Source organism: Pseudomonas sp. AC239 (assembly GCF_979258545.1).
Genome location: NZ_OZ409864.1, coordinates 4,816,892 through 4,833,160 on the forward strand (window position 1 = coordinate 4,816,892; position 16,269 = coordinate 4,833,160).

The window sequence follows — 16,269 nt, forward strand, 5'->3', positions numbered from 1 at the left end:
ACAATTCTGGAATGTAGTGTTCGAGTAGAATTTTCTCGTGGTACGCCGCTAAAGCCTCACTCTTCGGCACCAGGAAAAAACCAGTGGCTCGCTGGCGCCTGTCCGGTTCAGCGTGTAGTTGAAAATCACCTCGCGTCCTCGATTTTCCAGGATCCACGCCGCAGGGATCGGGAGGTTGGTGTAGTCAGGATCTTTGATCAGCACCTCTTCGCCGTAGCGAACGAAGACGCCGTGTAACGCCATGCGCACCGTGTAGGAACCATCAATCAATGCGGGGTAATAAGCCCTTAAATTGGTATTGTCGGAATTAAGGGAGGGTTCTCCCAAAAGATATTTCTGCCCGGTAACGGTCAAGTCCAGATCGCGTGAGGGAATTTCTACCGTGGTACCAGGCCGCCTCACGGTATAGGTCACCTCTGCGTGGCCGGCGCCGGCGTTGTCGATGACCTCAAGTCGCGGAATCTGGAACCGCAATATCTGCCCCGGGCGGGCTACGGTCTGTACGGCTGTGCGATAGGTATAGTTTCGTCCCAGCCATTGGACTTGCACGGTTTGTCCTGTGTCGGAACCGGTGTAGCTGACCTCCACGGTGGCGAAGGCAGCCTCATAGAAGTCTCTGACGAAATTCAGCTGCCTGCCATTGAGCTCCTTTGCTTCCAGAACCTTGGGCGCTTGCAAATCCAGTTCCGGCTGTTTGCGGATATGAACGTCCACCAGCGTGGCAGCGGACCAGATTGCCTGTGGCCCCGATGAGTTGCCGAGCTGGTCTATAGCCCTGAAGCGCAATGCGAACCTCGGATTGTCTTGCCAGAAGTCGTTGGTGAACAGTTTCATTACCACAGCGCCTGCGGCTGCTTGTGCAGCAGTGACGGTGTGGGATTTGGTCTGACTGTCACAATCGAGCGTAATAACGTCTCGCTCGCGCATATGGATGTAACGCAGCGTGACATCAACGCCGGCCGCCGCGCGCGCGGCGTCGATACCTTTGAGCACATCGTCCGGTAATGTCATGACCAGGTTCGGATTGTCCCCGCTTTGCGCAATCTCACCCGCTGGGCGGGGGCGGTTGTAGAGCACTTTCAACGTCGGCGATTCTACGGGTGCCTGGGTAACCCGCGTGACTTGCAGGCGGATGCGGTTGATGCCGTTCCTGAGCACCCCGTCAGGCAACTCCATGGTGAAGCGCTTGTTTTCTTCGCCAGGCTGGATGGTTTCGGTAATCACTGGTACCTGCGAATCTTCGAGCAATATACCGGCTGTGTCGAAAGGACTCTGATTTCGCCATGGGTCGACCAGCAACTGGATTTTGTCGTTTACGGCCAGCGACAACGGCACGCCGCCGTGCGGATCGTCAGGATGCTGTATCGCGGTTACCCATCCGGGAATCAGCACGGGGGCTATATCGAGGGGCTGCGCTTGAGAATCGATATTTACCGACATGGTTCTCTCCCGGTTTATTTGACCTGGTCAGCTGCGCTGTAAACGAATTGCGCGTCGGCACTCTCGCTGGCGGGCAAAACGATTTTGACAATCGGCACCACTTTGCCGCCCGTTGAATCAAAAAAATCCTTCTGGTCGAACTGAGCGCCTGCCAAACCACCTTCCAGATAGAAAAACGCCTCGATAGGCAGTTCTTTAGGAATGTTCTGCGGCCAGGTCGCCAGAATCAGCTCGATGTAGTCATGTGCACCGGCGAAAAAACGTTCTAATTGATGGGCGCGAATAGTCTGATAGAAAGAATCCGCGCCTTGATTGTTCATGGAGTCGCGTACATCGAAGCTGCAGAGATTCCAGCTGTTGCTGCGGCGATTCGCTATCCAGCCTTCGGCAGTGGTGATACCGATGGTCTGGCAACGCCGGCTGCGGTCGGGCGAATAGGGGTGGGCGCCGCAACCGGGGGCGTCTCTAAGCTGCGTGGCGCCGTCGAGAGGATAAGAGCAGAGCACTTCAATCTGGCGCGTTCCGATAGGCCGTGACAGCACGGGGTAGAAGATGTAGCCGTTCTTCTGACCAAACACGAGCCCGGTGAATTTGGCGTCCTTGCTCAGATACGAAAAAGATACGCCACCGCTTTTCTGCGAGTGCGGGCTTGGGTTCCAGGCTTTGTATGCTGTGGACGGAACCGTGGAGCGTAAAACGATGCCGCGACACAGAAACGCCGGCATGGAGGCTGAACCGCAGTTCGTTCTGACATCGTTGTAACGGGCGGTAAGGCTGGTCGCAACTTCCGCACCGGTTTGTGTAACGCTCGATATGCTGCTTACGGAGCCCGGCGCCTGTTCTGGTGGTATTGACGCTACCTGCTCATTGCTGCGGCACCCTGCAAAGGACAGCAATAGCACCAGCAATAATGCGTATGTCTTGTTCATCTCGCCTGTCTCCATGTGGGCCGTAAAGGAACATCAGAACGCTGAGTAACTTCGAGTAATTGGCACAAGCAGAAACGTTCAAGGCTTGATCAGTTGGTCGGACTCGACGTACTGGAACGTGGCCTCGCTGGTGGGGGTCGAAGGCGGAAATAAACGGATGACCGGCACCCATATTCGTCGGGTGGTGGAGTTGTAAAAGTCCTGCTGATTGCCCTGAGCCTCGGGGAGACCGGCATTGCCGCCACCGGCGATAAAGAAGAACGCCATGAGCGGTAAGGTGTCTTGCAGATTCTGCGGCCAGGTCTTGACCACGACTTCATTCTGTTCAGTGAAATGCGTTGGATTCTGACTCAACATTCCGCGCGCTCTGACCGATTGATAGAACGGCACCGCGGCCGGCTTGCCGGTTGCCTCTGAAACATCGAAGCCGCACTGGCGAATGTGATGGCTATTGGGTGAGTTGTCCCACACGCTTTTCCACTGCTCGGCCGTGGTTACCCCTGCACTTTGGCAACGCTGGCTGGATGCCGGATACGAGGCGTGATGACCGCAAGGCGTGGTGCGGTTCCAGGTCCATCCATCGATTGGATATGAACACAACACATCGAGGTCGACCTTGTCTTGTGGGGCGCCGAAAATCGGGTACAACATGAACCCGTTCCCATGGCCCCATGCCAACCGACCGTATTTGGAGTCGGTCCTCAGATAGGAAAATGACACGCCACCATTTTTGACGGACGTCGGGCTGGGGTTCCAGACGTGATGAGTCTCGCCTGGCTTTTTGTCGGTGACTCGAAAAATGACCCCCGAACAGAGAAATGCGGGCTGGTTGGCTGATTCATGGCAGTTCTGGGGCTTCGAGTTGTACAAAGTATTCAACCACTCGACCACTTGCGGGCCGGTCATGGCGACATGCGAATTGTTACTGCCGCTTTGCTCGAACGGTGTCTGAGGGGCCGTTTGGACGCAGCCAATGAGTGTTGCAATCGAAACTGAAAGAATGATTTTTTTCACTTCGCTGTTCCCTGCGTCCTGACGCCGTCTTCAGTGCAGCGATTAACTCGCACTGAAATTAAACATTGCTTTCATAGCGCAGCGCACTGTCAGATCTGACAGGTAAATTCACTTTTTTTAACCGTCTGTCGATTAAAGGCGTCGGTAAAGGCACCTGGCATGGGCGGTTAAACGTACACAGGCGCCTTGATCTGCCACTATCCGTTCTCGCTGGCCAATCAAGGAACTTGCTCATGAACGACGTACAGCAACTGGGCGAAATGCTTCGTCACTATGCCGAGAGCGAAGCGCACAAGAAGCAACTGTTCACTACGCAATCGGCCGCGTGGGCCACACGGATTGGCGCGTTGTTCGATGAGATCGAGCAATGGCTCGCACCGGTCAAGGCTCCGAACCTGCTGGAAGTGAGTCGGGAGATTTACGTCGCGTCCGGGCCGAGCGTGCCAGTAGAGACGTCGACCTTCATGACCGAAAAACTGAGCATCGTGATAGCCGGTAAACCGGTGGAATTCGTCCCTGATGTGATGGGCAGCGGCGGGCAGATTTCTCTGGCGGTGATGGGGCTGACGGCGGCGCGGTATGGGAGCATTTCGCTGGTCGGGCTGGCGGATGGCGCGTGGCAGTGGCGCAAGACCAATGGGTTGAAGGATCCGGATACGTTTGCCTTCGACGCCAATTTTCTTGCCCAGCAACTGCAGAGCCTGATTCCTCGCGATCGCACCTGACTGCACGCGACGTCTGTAGGAGTGAGCCTGCTCGCGATAGCGTTTTGTCAGATTCAAATCAGGTGACTGACCCCCCGCTATCGCGAGCAGGTTCACTCCTACAGGGGTTGAGGCGCATACCGGGGAAACCCTTAGGTTTGGTGCCGATCCGGCATTTTCCCTTGGGTCACTGATGGCCTTTTGGTAGAGTCGCCGTCGCCAGCGGGTTTTCGGCTGGACGATGGAACCGAAGAAGGGAGTCTGATCAGTGAGTCCGGGCAAAAAAATCCTCGGTCTCACGGCGTCGCTTTTGCTGCTGACGCTGTGGGCCAGTTACTTTTATGTATTCAAGGAAAACCGCGACGGCCAGCTCGGCGGCGTCGGCGAAAGCACCGCATGGTGCGGCACGCCACCGACCACGGAAGCGGCGTTGCTGGGCAAGGATCAACTGACCTTGCGCGTTACCAATAACCTGCGCGGCGAGTTCATGCTCGGCGGTTCGCTGGTGGTTTCCGAACGCACTTTCAACCGTTACGACCTGGGCCGCAACGAACTGCGCCTGCGTCTGGAACCGTTGCAGTGGTCGTTCGGCGTGACGCCGATCTTCCTTGAGCAGGTCAAGGTGCAGCCGCTGAGCCGCAATCTGTCGTCAACCAACAAAAGCGCCTTCGCCGAACTCGAACCACGGCCGATCGGCGTGCACGCCCAGACCGCTGCGTTCCCGTTCGACAGCTATCGCTATGGCTACAAACCGGTGCTGTATTACCTCAAGGGCAGCGAGCGCGTCGACCTGCGTTTCAAGAACATCACCACGCTGATGGAGATGTCCAACACCTTCACGCCGATCCAGAAGTACAACCGCGCCGACTACATCAACGAAAAAAACTCGATGATCCGTGATGAGGACTACAAGCCTTACGGCGCGCATGAGTGCGCGTTCAGCGTCGAGCGCAAAGGCTCGTTCAAGGTGGTGGTGTTGCTGCTTCTGCTGGTGCTGTGCCTGCCGCTGATGCTGGTGTTTTACCGCGATGAGCCGGGGATCGACTTTCTCGCCACGCTGGTGGGGATTGCGGTGGTGCGGACATTGCTGATCGGGCCGGTGGAAGATTTCCAGCTGTACAACATCGACTTTTTGTTTGGTGCGGCGATTTTGCTGGTGGGAACGGTGTCGCTGATCAAGGCGATGCGTGCCAATAGCCGGCGAGAGATGGCGTTGCGCAGTGGCGAAACATCGTCCTGGTAATACCGGTTGGCGAGGCACACACGCTGTCGGATGTGAACTTTGCAATTGGCCATCGCATTTGCCGGGGTTTTGGCTATACCTGTATCTCCCCTATGCAAAATGTCTTGGCCTTCTCAAAGGAATTACAGCATGAAGCTAGCCGTCGTGATGGGCACGCTGTGCATTGCCACCCTTGGCGTGGTGGGTTGTTCCAGCAAAACCGTCGAGCCTGACCAGTATTCCGGCTTTCTCAAGGATTACAGCCAGCTGAAGGAGGCCAAGTCACCCTCTGGTGCCGAGGTGATGCGCTGGATGGACCCGAAACTCGACATCAATAAATTCACCAGCGTTTACGTAGAGCCAAGCCAGCTCTACCCGAAGCCGCAAGCCACCGAGAAAATCCCCCAGCAGACTCTCAACGGCATCACCAGCTATTACGATCAGGCGCTCAAGCGCGAACTCGGCAAATCGCTGCCGTTGGCCGCAGGTCCCGGGCCGGGCGTAATTGTGGTGCGTCCGGCGATTACCGCAGTCAGCAGCAAGACCGAAGGCCTGCAAGTCTATGAAGTGATCCCGATCGCACTGGTCGCCGCAGCAGTAAGCACGGCCACTGGTATCCGCGACCAGGAAACCACGCTGGCCACCGAAGCGGTATTCATGGACGGCGCGACCAATCATGTCATCGCGCAGGTAGTGCGCAAAGGTACCGGCAAACCGCTGGAAAACTCTTCCCAGGTGATGAAAGCCGACGACATGAAAGCGGTGATCGATGGCTGGGCAAGCGATCTGCATCAGTCGTATCTGAAACTCAAATCTGAATCCAAATGATGCAGTAAGGCTGGTTGCCTTTTCGCGAGCAGGCTCGCTCCCACACTGGACTCGTATTCAGTATGGGAGTGAGCCTGCTCGCATTTCGCTGTATCAGTTTCGAATGTGCTGCCTGACACAACGCTTTTGCTAACAGGCTCACCCCTTCAGGGAAGCTGCGGTGGGTTGTATACAATGTCACCGCTCAGCACCCAACAATTTCAAACAGGGCATAGGTCGTCAGCCGATTTCGTGGTTAACTTCCGCCTCTTGCATGCTTTCCAATCAAAAAACAGAAGGACTCAAGTCATGGCTCAAGTCACCCTCAAAGGCAATCCGGTTCAAGTCAACGGCCAGTTGCCACAAGCCGGTTCCAAGGCGCCAGCCTTTTCCCTGGTAGCCGGCAATCTGTCCGACGTCACCCTGCAAGACTTCGCCGGCAAGCGCAAAGTCCTCAACATCTTCCCAAGCGTCGACACCCCGACCTGCGCCACTTCCGTGCGCAAGTTCAACGCCCAGGCCAACGACATCAGCAACACCGTGGTGCTGTGCATCTCCGCTGACCTGCCGTTCGCCCAGGCACGCTTCTGCGGTGCTGAAGGCCTGGAAAACGTACAGAACCTGTCGACCCTGCGCGGCAGCGAGTTCATCGAAAACTATGGCGTGGCCATCGCTGACGGCCCGCTGAAAGGCCTGACCGCTCGCGCGGTTGTGGTGCTGGATGAAAACGACAACGTCCTGCATAGCGAACTGGTCAAGGAAATCGCCGAAGAGCCTAACTACGAAGCGGCACTGTCCGTTCTCAAGTAAGGCTTTTACAATTGTTAACGGCCTGGCCCTGTCCAGGCCGTTTTCATTTGTGTATCAGGGTTTTGCCTCACACCTTGAAACGTAAGTGGAAGGTAAATTGCCGGTAAAGCTGCTTTGCTTAAATCCACTCAGTGCTTATCGTTCAGCCTCCCGTAATAGAAGCCCACGCGCCCAATGGTCAATAACTCCATGCAATCGTCCCCCCGCAAATCCCGTCGCTGGCTGATCAGCCTGCTGGTCCTGTTGGTCATCGCTGTCCTGTGCTGGAAATTCTGGCCCGCCGGCTCTGCTGACAAGGCGGGCGGCGACAAAGCGGCCGCCGGGCATACCGGGCGCTCGGGGATGATGCGGCCGGGCTTCGGCGGCGGTACCGGGCCGATTCCGGTGCGTGTGGCGCCGGCGGTGAAGGGCGACTTCCCGCTGTATTACAAGGCGCTGGGCACGGTCACCGCGCTGAACACCATCAATGTTCGCAGCCGGGTGGGCGGCGAACTGGTGAAGATTCATTTCGAAGAAGGGCAGATGGTCAAGGCGGGCGACCTGTTGGCCGAGATCGATCCGCGTCCTTACCAGAATGCTTTGCTCCAGGCCGAAGGCACGTTGCTGCAGAATCAGGCGCAACTGAAAAACGCCCAGGTCGACGTCGAGCGCTACCGCGGTCTGTATAAGGAAGACAGCATCGCCAAACAGACCCTCGACACCGCCGAAGCGCTGGTTGGCCAGTATCTGGGCACGGTCAAGACCAATCAGGCGGCGGTCAACGACGCCAAGCTCAATCTCGAATTCACCAAGATCCGCGCGCCGATTGCCGGCCGCGTCGGTCTGCGTCAGGTCGACGTCGGCAACCTCGTCGCCGCCAACGACACCACCTTCCTCGCAGTGATCACCCAGACGCAACCAATCAGCGTGGCCTTCACCTTGCCGGAAAACAGCCTCGACACCGTGCTGGCGCGTTACCGCAGCGGCGCCAAACTTTCTGCCGAAGCCTGGGACCGTGGCGACACCAAGCTGCAAGCCACCGGCGTGCTGCAAAGCCTCGACAACCAGATCGACGTGGCCACCGGCACCCTCAAGTTCAAGGCCCGTTACGATAACCGCGACCAGTCGCTGTTCCCCAATCAGTTCGTCAACGTTCATTTGCTGGCCGACACGCTCAAAGGTGTAGTGCTGGCACCGTCGGCAGCGATTCAGTTCGGTACTAACGGCACCTTCGTCTATGCGCTGGACGGCGACAAGAAAGTCACCATTCGCCAACTGAAAATCGGTGCCAGCGACGGTGACAACACCGTCGTTACCGAAGGACTCGCCGCGGGTGATCGCGTTGTGCTTGAAGGCACCGATCGCCTGAAAGAGGGCAGCGAAGTCGAAGTGGTCAATGACAGCAGCGAAGTGCCGACCTCTCCGACCGAACACCTGCAAGGCAAATCCGCCGCCAATCCCGATGCGACCACCGCTGAAAAGGCCAAGAAGGGCGCATGAACATTTCGCGGCTGTTCATCCTCCGTCCGGTAGCCACCACCCTCAGCATGCTGGCCATTGTTCTGGCCGGCCTGATCGCTTATCGCTTGCTGCCGGTGTCGGCGTTGCCGCAGGTCGATTACCCGACCATTCGCGTCATGACTCTGTATCCGGGCGCCAGTCCGGACGTGATGACCAGCGCCGTCACCGCGCCACTCGAGCGCCAGTTCGGGCAAATGCCGGGCCTCACGCAAATGGCCTCGACCAGCTCCGGCGGCGCTTCGGTGCTGACCTTGCGTTTCAGCCTCGACATCAACATGGACGTCGCCGAACAGCAGGTGCAGGCCGCGATCAACGCCGCGACCAACCTGCTGCCGACCGACTTGCCGGCGCCGCCGGTGTACAACAAGGTCAACCCGGCGGACACCCCGGTGCTGACTCTGGCCATCACCTCGAAAACCATGCTGCTGCCCAAGCTCAATGATCTGGTCGATACGCGCATGGCGCAGAAAATCGCCCAGATCAGCGGCGTCGGCATGGTCAGCATTGCCGGCGGTCAGCGTCAGGCCGTGCGGATCAAGGTCAACCCCGAAGCGCTCGCGGCCAACAGCCTCAACCTGTCGGATGTGCGCACGCTGATAGGCGCTTCCAACGTCAACCAGCCGAAAGGCAACTTCGATGGCCCGACCCGGGTGTCGATGCTCGATGCCAACGACCAACTGACCTCGCCCGAGGACTACGCCAACCTGATCCTGACCTACAAGAACGGCGCGCCGTTGCGGCTCAAGGACGTCGCCGAGATCGTCGATGGCGCCGAGAACGAGCGTCTGGCCGCATGGGCCAATCAGAATCAGGCAGTCCTGCTGAACATCCAGCGGCAGCCTGGCGCCAACGTCATCGAAGTGGTTGACCGCATCAAGGCCTTGCTGCCGAGCATCACCGATAACCTGCCGGCCGGCCTCGACGTCACTGTGCTGACGGATCGCACGCAGACCATCCGCGCCTCGGTCACCGACGTGCAACACGAGCTGCTGATCGCCATCGCGCTGGTGGTCATGGTCACGTTCCTGTTTCTGCGCCGCGCCAGTGCGACGATCATTCCCTCGGTAGCCGTGCCGCTGTCGTTGATCGGCACCTTTGGCGTGATGTACCTCGCCGGTTTCTCGGTGAACAACCTGACGTTGATGGCGCTGACCATTGCCACCGGCTTCGTGGTCGACGATGCCATCGTCATGCTCGAGAACATTTCACGCTTCATCGAAGAGGGTGACAGCCCGATGCAGGCCGCGCTCAAGGGCGCAAAACAGATCGGCTTCACTTTGATTTCCCTGACGCTTTCGCTGATCGCCGTATTGATTCCGCTGTTGTTCATGGCCGATGTGGTGGGGCGCCTGTTCCGTGAATTCGCCATCACCCTGGCGGTGGCGATTTTGATTTCCCTGGTCGTATCGCTGACTTTGACGCCGATGATGTGCGCGCGCCTGCTCAAGCGTGAACCGCAAGAACATGAGCAAGGTCGCTTCTATCGCGCCAGCGGTGGGTTCATCGACTGGATGATCAAGGAATACGGGCGGATGCTGCGCTGGGTGCTCAAGCATCAGCCGCTGACCTTGCTGGTAGCGATCGGCACACTGGCATTGACCGTGTTTCTGTATGTAATCGTGCCGAAGGGCTTCTTTCCGGTGCAGGACACCGGCGTGATTCAGGGCATTTCCGAAGCGCCGCAATCGATTTCCTTCGCGGCGATGGGCGAGCGGCAGCAGGAACTGGCGAAGATCATCCTCGAAGATCCGGCGGTGCAGAGCCTGTCGTCGTACATTGGCGTCGACGGCGACAACGCCACGCTCAATAGCGGGCGCTTGCTGATCAACCTCAAGCCCCACGGCGAGCGTGATCTGACGGCGAGCGAAGTGATCGCACGCCTGCAACCGAAACTGGACAAACTGGTTGGCATTCGCCTGTTCATGCAGCCGGTGCAGGACCTGACCATCGAGGATCGGGTCAGCCGCACGCAGTACCAGTTCAGCATGTCGTCGCCGGATTCCGAATTGCTCAGTCAGTGGAGCGGGCGTCTGGTCGAGGCTCTGGCGCAGCGTCCGGAATTGACCGACGTGGCCAGTGACCTTCAGGACAAAGGCTTGCAGGTCTATCTGGTGATCGACCGTGATGCAGCCTCACGCCTCGGCGTGTCGGTGGCAAACATCACTGATGCACTGTATGACGCGTTCGGCCAGCGGCAGATTTCGACCATTTACACTCAGGCCAGCCAGTACCGCGTGGTGCTGCAAGCCCAGGCCGGGGAGAAGATCGGCCCGCAGGCGCTGGACCAGATCCACGTCAAGACCACCGACGGCGCGCAGGTGCGCCTGTCCAGTCTGGCGCATGTCGAAGAGCGCCAGGCGCAGTTGGCGATCACTCACATCGGCCAGTTCCCGGCGGTGATGATGTCGTTCAACCTCGCGCCGGGCGTGGCGTTGGGGCATGCCGTAGACATCATCGAGCAGGTGCAGCAGGACATCGGCATGCCGGTCGGCGTGCAGACTCAATTCCAGGGCGCGGCGCAGGCGTTTCAGGCTTCGCTGTCGAGCACCTTGCTGCTGATTCTGGCGGCGGTGGTGACCATGTACATCGTGCTCGGCGTGCTCTACGAGAGCTACATCCACCCGATCACCATTCTTTCGACCTTGCCGTCCGCCGCCGTCGGTGCCTTGCTGGCGTTGCTGCTCAGCGGCAACGACCTGGGGATGATCGCGATCATCGGCATCATCCTGCTGATCGGTATCGTCAAGAAGAACGCGATCATGATGATCGACTTCGCTCTCGACGCCGAACGCACCCAGGGCATGGCCCCGGCAGAGGCAATCTATCAAGCGGCGCTGCTGCGCTTCCGGCCAATTCTGATGACCACACTGGCAGCGTTGTTCGGCGCGGTGCCGCTGATGCTGGCGACAGGTTCAGGGGCTGAATTGCGTCAGCCGCTGGGTCTGGTGATGGTTGGGGGGTTGCTCGTCAGTCAGGTGTTGACGCTGTTCACCACGCCGGTGATCTACCTGTACTTCGACCGCCTCGGAAGGCGCTTTGGCAAATCCAAAGCCGACGGTGAAGAGGTCGCGGTATGACTGGCGGAACGCTCAACTCCTGTGGGAGCGGTAGGGACTGGAGCGCATGAATCTTTCAGGTCCCTTCATCAAACGCCCCGTGGCAACCATGCTGCTGTCCCTGGCCATCATGTTGCTCGGCGGTGTCAGCTTCGGTCTGTTGCCGGTATCGCCGTTGCCGCAGATGGATTTCCCGGTGATTGTCGTCCAGGCCAGTCTGCCAGGTGCCAGTCCGGAGGTGATGGCCTCAACGGTGGCGACGCCGCTGGAGCGTTCGTTCGGTGCGATTGCCGGCGTCAACACCATGAGCAGCCGCTCCAGTCAGGGTTCGACGCGGGTCATTCTGCAGTTTGATCTCGACCGCGACATCAACGGCGCGGCGCGGGAAGTGCAGGCGGCGATCAATGCTTCGCGCAATCTGCTGCCAAGCGGGATGCGCAGCATGCCGACCTATAAAAAGGTCAACCCGTCGCAGGCGCCGATCATGGTGCTGTCGCTGACCTCGGACGTGCTGGAAAAAGGTCAACTCTACGATCTGGCCTCGACCATCCTCTCGCAAAGCCTGTCGCAGGTGCAGGGCGTCGGTGAAGTGCAGATCGGTGGCAGTTCGCTGCCGGCGGTGCGCATCGAGCTCGAACCGCAGGCCCTGAACCAGTACGGCGTGGCTCTCGACGATGTGCGCAAGACCATTGCCGACGCCAACGTGCGCCGACCCAAGGGCTCGGTCGAGGATGGCCAGCGTCTGTGGCAGATCCAGGCCAACGACCAGCTGGAGAAAGCCAAGGATTACGAGTCGCTGATCATTCACTACGCCGACGGCGCCGCATTGCGTCTCAAGGATGTGGCGAAAGTCAGCGATGGCGTTGAAGACCGTTACAACAGCGGTTTCTTCAACGACGACGCGGCGGTATTGCTGGTGATCAACCGTCAGGCGGGCGCCAACATCATCGAGACGGTCAACGAGATCAAGGCGCAGTTGCCGGCGCTGCAAGCGGTGCTGCCGGCCAGCGTCAAACTCAATCTGGCCATGGACCGATCGCCGGTAATCAAGGCCACGCTGCATGAAGCCGAGATGACCTTGCTGATCGCCGTCGCCCTGGTGGTACTGGTGGTCTACCTGTTTCTCGGTAACTTCCGCGCCTCGCTGATCCCGACCCTGGCGGTGCCAGTGTCGCTGGTCGGTACCTTTGCGGTGATGTACCTGTACGGGTTTTCGCTGAACAACCTGTCGCTGATGGCGCTGATCCTGGCCACCGGTCTGGTGGTGGATGACGCCATCGTGGTGCTGGAAAACATTTCCCGGCATATCGACGAAGGCGTCAAACCGATGCAGGCGGCGTACCTCGGGGCCAAGGAAGTCGGCTTTACCCTGCTGTCGATGAACGTCTCGCTGGTGGCGGTGTTCCTCTCGATTCTGTTCATGGGCGGGCTGGTCGAGAGTCTGTTCCGCGAGTTTTCCATCACCCTGGCGGCGGCGATCGTGGTGTCGCTGGTGGTTTCCCTGACACTGACGCCAATGCTCTGCGCGCGCTGGCTCAAACCACACACGCCGGGCCAGGAAAACCGCCTGCAACGCTGGAGCCACAAAACCAACGACTGGATGGTCGGCAAATACGCCACCAGCCTCGACTGGGTGTTGCGTCATCGGCGGCTGACCTTGTTCAGCCTGCTGCTCACCGTTGGCGTCAACGTTGCGCTCTACGTGGTGGTGCCGAAAACCTTCCTGCCGCAGCAGGACACCGGCCAGTTGATCGGTTTCGTGCGTGGCGATGACGGTCTGTCGTTCAACGTCATGCAGCCGAAAATGGAAACCTTCCGCCGCGCCGTGCTCAAGGACGAAGCGGTGGAAAGCGTGGCCGGGTTCATTGGTGGCAACAACGGCACCAACAACGCCTTCATGATCGTGCGCCTGAAGCCGATCAAGGAACGCCAGCTGTCGGCACAGAAAGTCATCGAGCGCTTGCGCAAGGAAATGCCCAAGGTCCCCGGTGCACAGTTGATGCTGATGGCCGACCAGGACCTGCAATTTGGCGGCGGCCGCGAACAGACCAGTTCGCAGTACACCTACATCCTGCAAAGCGGTGACCTCGCCGAGCTGCGCAAGTGGTTTCCGAAAGTGGTCAGCGCGTTGCGTGCCTTGCCCGAGCTGACCGCCATCGATGCCCGCGAAGGTGCCGGGGCGCAGCAGGTGACACTGATTGTCGACCGCGATCAGGCCAAACGCCTGGGGGTCGACATGGACATGGTCACCGCCGTGCTCAACAACGCTTACAGCCAGCGGCAGATTTCGACGATCTACGACAGCCTCAACCAGTATCAGGTGGTGATGGAGGTCAATCCGAAATACGCCCAGGATCCGGTGACGCTCAAGCAGGTCGAGGTGATTACCGCTGACGGCGCGCGGGTGCCGCTGTCGACGTTCGCTCATTATGAAAACAGCCTGGAGAACGACCGGGTCAGTCATGAAGGCCAGTTTGCGTCCGAAAGCATTTCCTTTGATATGGCCGAAGGCGTGACCGTGGAGCAGGGCAGTGCCGCCATCGAACGAGCGATCGCCAAGGTCGGCCTGCCGGAGGACGTGATTGCGAAAATGGCCGGCACCGCTGACGCCTTCGCCGCGACGCAGAAGAGCCAGCCGTTCATGATCCTCGGTGCGCTGCTCGCCGTGTATCTGGTGCTCGGCGTGCTGTATGAAAGCTACATTCACCCGCTGACCATTCTTTCGACCTTGCCCTCGGCCGGGGTTGGCGCGTTGCTGTCGATTTATGCACTGGGCGGCGAGTTCAGCCTGATTTCCCTGCTGGGGATATTCCTGCTGATCGGCGTGGTGAAGAAAAACGCCATCCTGATGATCGATCTGGCGCTGCAACTGGAGCGGCATGAGGGCCTGTCGCCGCTGGAGTCTATCCGCAGCGCCTGCCTGCAACGCCTGCGACCGATTCTGATGACCACGCTGGCGGCGATCCTCGGCGCCTTGCCGCTGCTGCTCGGCCGCGCCGAGGGTGCGGAAATGCGCCAGCCGCTGGGCCTGACCATCATTGGCGGCCTGGTGTTCAGCCAGGTCCTGACCCTTTACACCACCCCGGTGGTTTACCTTTATCTCGACAAGCTGCGCCATCGTTTCAATAAATGGCGTGGCGTGCGCACTGATGCCGCTCTGGAAACTCCGCTATGACTGACCGTTCGCTTATCCAATTGGCCACCGCGCGCGGCTCGCGCCTGTTGAGCCTGTCACTGTGCGTAGCGCTGCTCAGCGCTTGCGCTGTCGGTCCGGACTATCAGCGCCCGCAAACTGCTGAAATCGTTCAGTTCAAGGAAGCCGAGGGCTGGCGTCAGGCCAATCCCAGCGACTCGCTGGCCCGTGGCGCCTGGTGGGAGTTGTACGGCGACCAACAGCTAAACGCCTTGATCGAGAAACTCAACAGCGCCAACCAGACCGTTGCCCAGTCCGAAGCGCAGTTCCGCCAGGCGCAGGCGCTGGTGCGCAGTGCGCGCGGGGCGTTTTACCCCAGTGTCGACCTGAGTCTGGGCAAGAACCGCTCCAGTCAGGGCACCGGCAGCAGCAGCTCGAGCCTGAGCAGTTCCTCAAGCGGTATTCGTGATACCTACACCGCGCAACTGGGCGTCAGTTGGGAAGCGGACGTGTGGGGCAAACTGCGCCGTGGGCTGGAGGCTGATGAGGCCAACGCGCAGGCGAGTTTTGCCGATCTGGCGGCGATGCGTCTGAGTCAGCAATCGGAGCTGGTGCAGAACTATCTGCAACTGCGGGTTATTGATCAGCAGAAGCGTTTGCTTGAGGCCACCGTCGCTGCTTATGAGCGTTCCCTGAAAATGACCCAGAACCAGTACCGCGCCGGGGTTTCCGGGCGCGATGCGGTGGCGCAGGCGCAAACCCAGTTGAAAAGCACCCAGGCCGATCTGGTCGACCTGATCTGGCAGCGCGCCCAGTTTGAAAACGCCATCGCCGTGCTCACTGGCGAAGCACCGGCGAACTTCAGCATCGCCGAAAGCGAGAGCATCCCGAAGCTGCCGCAAGTGCCGCTGAGCTTGCCTTCGCAATTGCTGGAGCGCCGTCCCGACATCGCTTCGGCCGAGCGCTCGGTGATCGCCGCCAATGCCAATGTCGGCGTGGCGAAAGCCGCGTATTACCCGGACCTGACCCTCAGTCTGAGCGGCGGCTACAGCAGTAGCACGTCAAAGAACTTGATCAGTCTGCCGAACCGTTTCTGGTCGGTCGGCCCTCAGCTGTCGTTGCCGCTGTTCGACGGCGGCATTCGTTCGGCCGAGGTCGACCGCAGCGAAGCGGCCTATGACGAAACCGTCGCCCGCTACCGCCAGACCGTGCTCGATGGATTCCGCGAAGTGGAAAACTACCTGGTCCAGCTCAAGGTGTATGAAGACGAAGCTGCGGTGCGCCAGGAAGCGCTGGACGCCGCCCGCGATTCCCTGCGTCTGACGGAAAACCAGTACAAGGCCGGGCTGATCGCTTATATCGATGTGGTAGTGGTGCAGGCCACGGCGCTAAGCAATGAGCGCAGCGTGCTGAATATTCTGCAGAACCGGTTGATTGCCAGTGTGCAGCTGATCGCCGCACTGGGCGGCGGTTGGGACGGCCAACTCGACGTCAGCGACAACCGCTGAACCTGAGGGAGCGCGCCTGCTCGCGAAAGCGGTTGACCAGGCAACTTCGATGGTGCTTGTGCCGACGCTTTCGCGAGCAAGCCCGCTCCCACAGGGATTCGCGTTGCACTGGAGATCGTTGATTTGCCCCCGATCCATTGTAGGAG

General features: G+C 59.3%; 11 protein-coding genes. 8 read left to right on the top strand and 3 right to left on the bottom strand.

Annotated features, from left to right (window positions below):
* Positions 1–48: 48 nt before the first annotated feature.
* From ACZ0AZ_RS22050 to ACZ0AZ_RS22060, 3 genes are all read right to left on the bottom strand, one after another.
* A complete protein-coding gene (locus ACZ0AZ_RS22050; protein WP_463538139.1) occupies positions 49–1,440 on the bottom strand; it encodes a hypothetical protein in 1,392 nt (463 codons plus the stop codon).
* Between the two features lie 14 nt (positions 1,441–1,454).
* Positions 1,455–2,369: a hypothetical protein gene (locus ACZ0AZ_RS22055; RefSeq protein ID WP_052269114.1), complete on the bottom strand. Its 915-nt coding sequence runs from the start codon at positions 2,367–2,369 to the stop codon at positions 1,455–1,457.
* 78 nt (positions 2,370–2,447) lie between these two features.
* The gene (locus tag ACZ0AZ_RS22060; RefSeq protein WP_039760434.1) at positions 2,448–3,383 is read right to left on the bottom strand and encodes a hypothetical protein; all 936 of its coding nucleotides are present in this window, start codon (positions 3,381–3,383) and stop codon (positions 2,448–2,450) included.
* 233 nt (positions 3,384–3,616) lie between these two features.
* Between ACZ0AZ_RS22060 and ACZ0AZ_RS22065 the strand changes: the two genes are divergently transcribed.
* From ACZ0AZ_RS22065 to ACZ0AZ_RS22100, 8 genes are all read left to right on the top strand, one after another.
* Complete coding sequence (locus ACZ0AZ_RS22065; RefSeq protein WP_039760437.1) at positions 3,617–4,108, top strand: hypothetical protein; 492 nt, start codon at positions 3,617–3,619, stop codon at positions 4,106–4,108.
* 247 nt (positions 4,109–4,355) lie between these two features.
* Positions 4,356–5,330, top strand: coding sequence for a hypothetical protein (locus tag ACZ0AZ_RS22070; RefSeq protein ID WP_310404815.1), 975 nt, complete (start codon positions 4,356–4,358; stop codon positions 5,328–5,330).
* A 129-nt stretch (positions 5,331–5,459) separates the two neighbouring features.
* Positions 5,460–6,137, top strand: coding sequence for a DUF3313 domain-containing protein (locus ACZ0AZ_RS22075; protein WP_039760442.1), 678 nt, complete (start codon positions 5,460–5,462; stop codon positions 6,135–6,137).
* 288 nt (positions 6,138–6,425) lie between these two features.
* Positions 6,426–6,926, top strand: a complete 501-nt coding sequence (gene tpx / locus ACZ0AZ_RS22080; protein WP_039760445.1) for a thiol peroxidase — start codon at positions 6,426–6,428, stop codon at positions 6,924–6,926.
* 174 nt (positions 6,927–7,100) lie between these two features.
* Positions 7,101–8,405 carry an MdtA/MuxA family multidrug efflux RND transporter periplasmic adaptor subunit gene (locus ACZ0AZ_RS22085; RefSeq protein WP_463538141.1) on the top strand — a complete coding sequence of 435 codons (1,305 nt, stop codon included), beginning with the start codon at positions 7,101–7,103 and terminating at the stop codon, positions 8,403–8,405.
* Positions 8,402–11,503, top strand: a complete 3,102-nt coding sequence (locus ACZ0AZ_RS22090) for an MdtB/MuxB family multidrug efflux RND transporter permease subunit (RefSeq protein ID WP_129998668.1) — start codon at positions 8,402–8,404, stop codon at positions 11,501–11,503. The genes ACZ0AZ_RS22085 and ACZ0AZ_RS22090 overlap by 4 nt, the downstream gene beginning before the upstream one ends.
* Before the next feature lie 46 nt (positions 11,504–11,549).
* The gene (locus ACZ0AZ_RS22095; RefSeq protein WP_129998669.1) at positions 11,550–14,657 is read left to right on the top strand and encodes an efflux RND transporter permease subunit; all 3,108 of its coding nucleotides are present in this window, start codon (positions 11,550–11,552) and stop codon (positions 14,655–14,657) included.
* Entirely contained in the window at positions 14,654–16,123 is a 1,470-nt protein-coding gene (locus ACZ0AZ_RS22100; RefSeq protein ID WP_415762553.1) for an efflux transporter outer membrane subunit, read from the top strand. The genes ACZ0AZ_RS22095 and ACZ0AZ_RS22100 overlap by 4 nt, the downstream gene beginning before the upstream one ends.
* Positions 16,124–16,269: the final 146 nt, after the last annotated feature.

Excerpts from the sequence above, each read along its gene's own strand:
- ACZ0AZ_RS22050 (WP_463538139.1), bottom strand. The coding sequence starts at position 1,440 with ATGTCGGTAAATATCGATTCTCAAGCGCAGCCCCTCGATATAGCCCCC.
- ACZ0AZ_RS22055 (WP_052269114.1), bottom strand. The coding sequence starts at position 2,369 with ATGAACAAGACATACGCATTATTGCTGGTGCTATTGCTGTCCTTTGCA.
- ACZ0AZ_RS22065 (WP_039760437.1), top strand. The coding sequence starts at position 3,617 with ATGAACGACGTACAGCAACTGGGCGAAATGCTTCGTCACTATGCCGAG.
- ACZ0AZ_RS22075 (WP_039760442.1), top strand. The coding sequence starts at position 5,460 with ATGAAGCTAGCCGTCGTGATGGGCACGCTGTGCATTGCCACCCTTGGC.
- tpx (WP_039760445.1), top strand. The coding sequence starts at position 6,426 with ATGGCTCAAGTCACCCTCAAAGGCAATCCGGTTCAAGTCAACGGCCAG.
- ACZ0AZ_RS22085 (WP_463538141.1), top strand. The coding sequence starts at position 7,101 with ATGGTCAATAACTCCATGCAATCGTCCCCCCGCAAATCCCGTCGCTGG.
- ACZ0AZ_RS22090 (WP_129998668.1), top strand. The coding sequence starts at position 8,402 with ATGAACATTTCGCGGCTGTTCATCCTCCGTCCGGTAGCCACCACCCTC.
- ACZ0AZ_RS22095 (WP_129998669.1), top strand. The coding sequence starts at position 11,550 with ATGAATCTTTCAGGTCCCTTCATCAAACGCCCCGTGGCAACCATGCTG.
- ACZ0AZ_RS22100 (WP_415762553.1), top strand. The coding sequence starts at position 14,654 with ATGACTGACCGTTCGCTTATCCAATTGGCCACCGCGCGCGGCTCGCGC.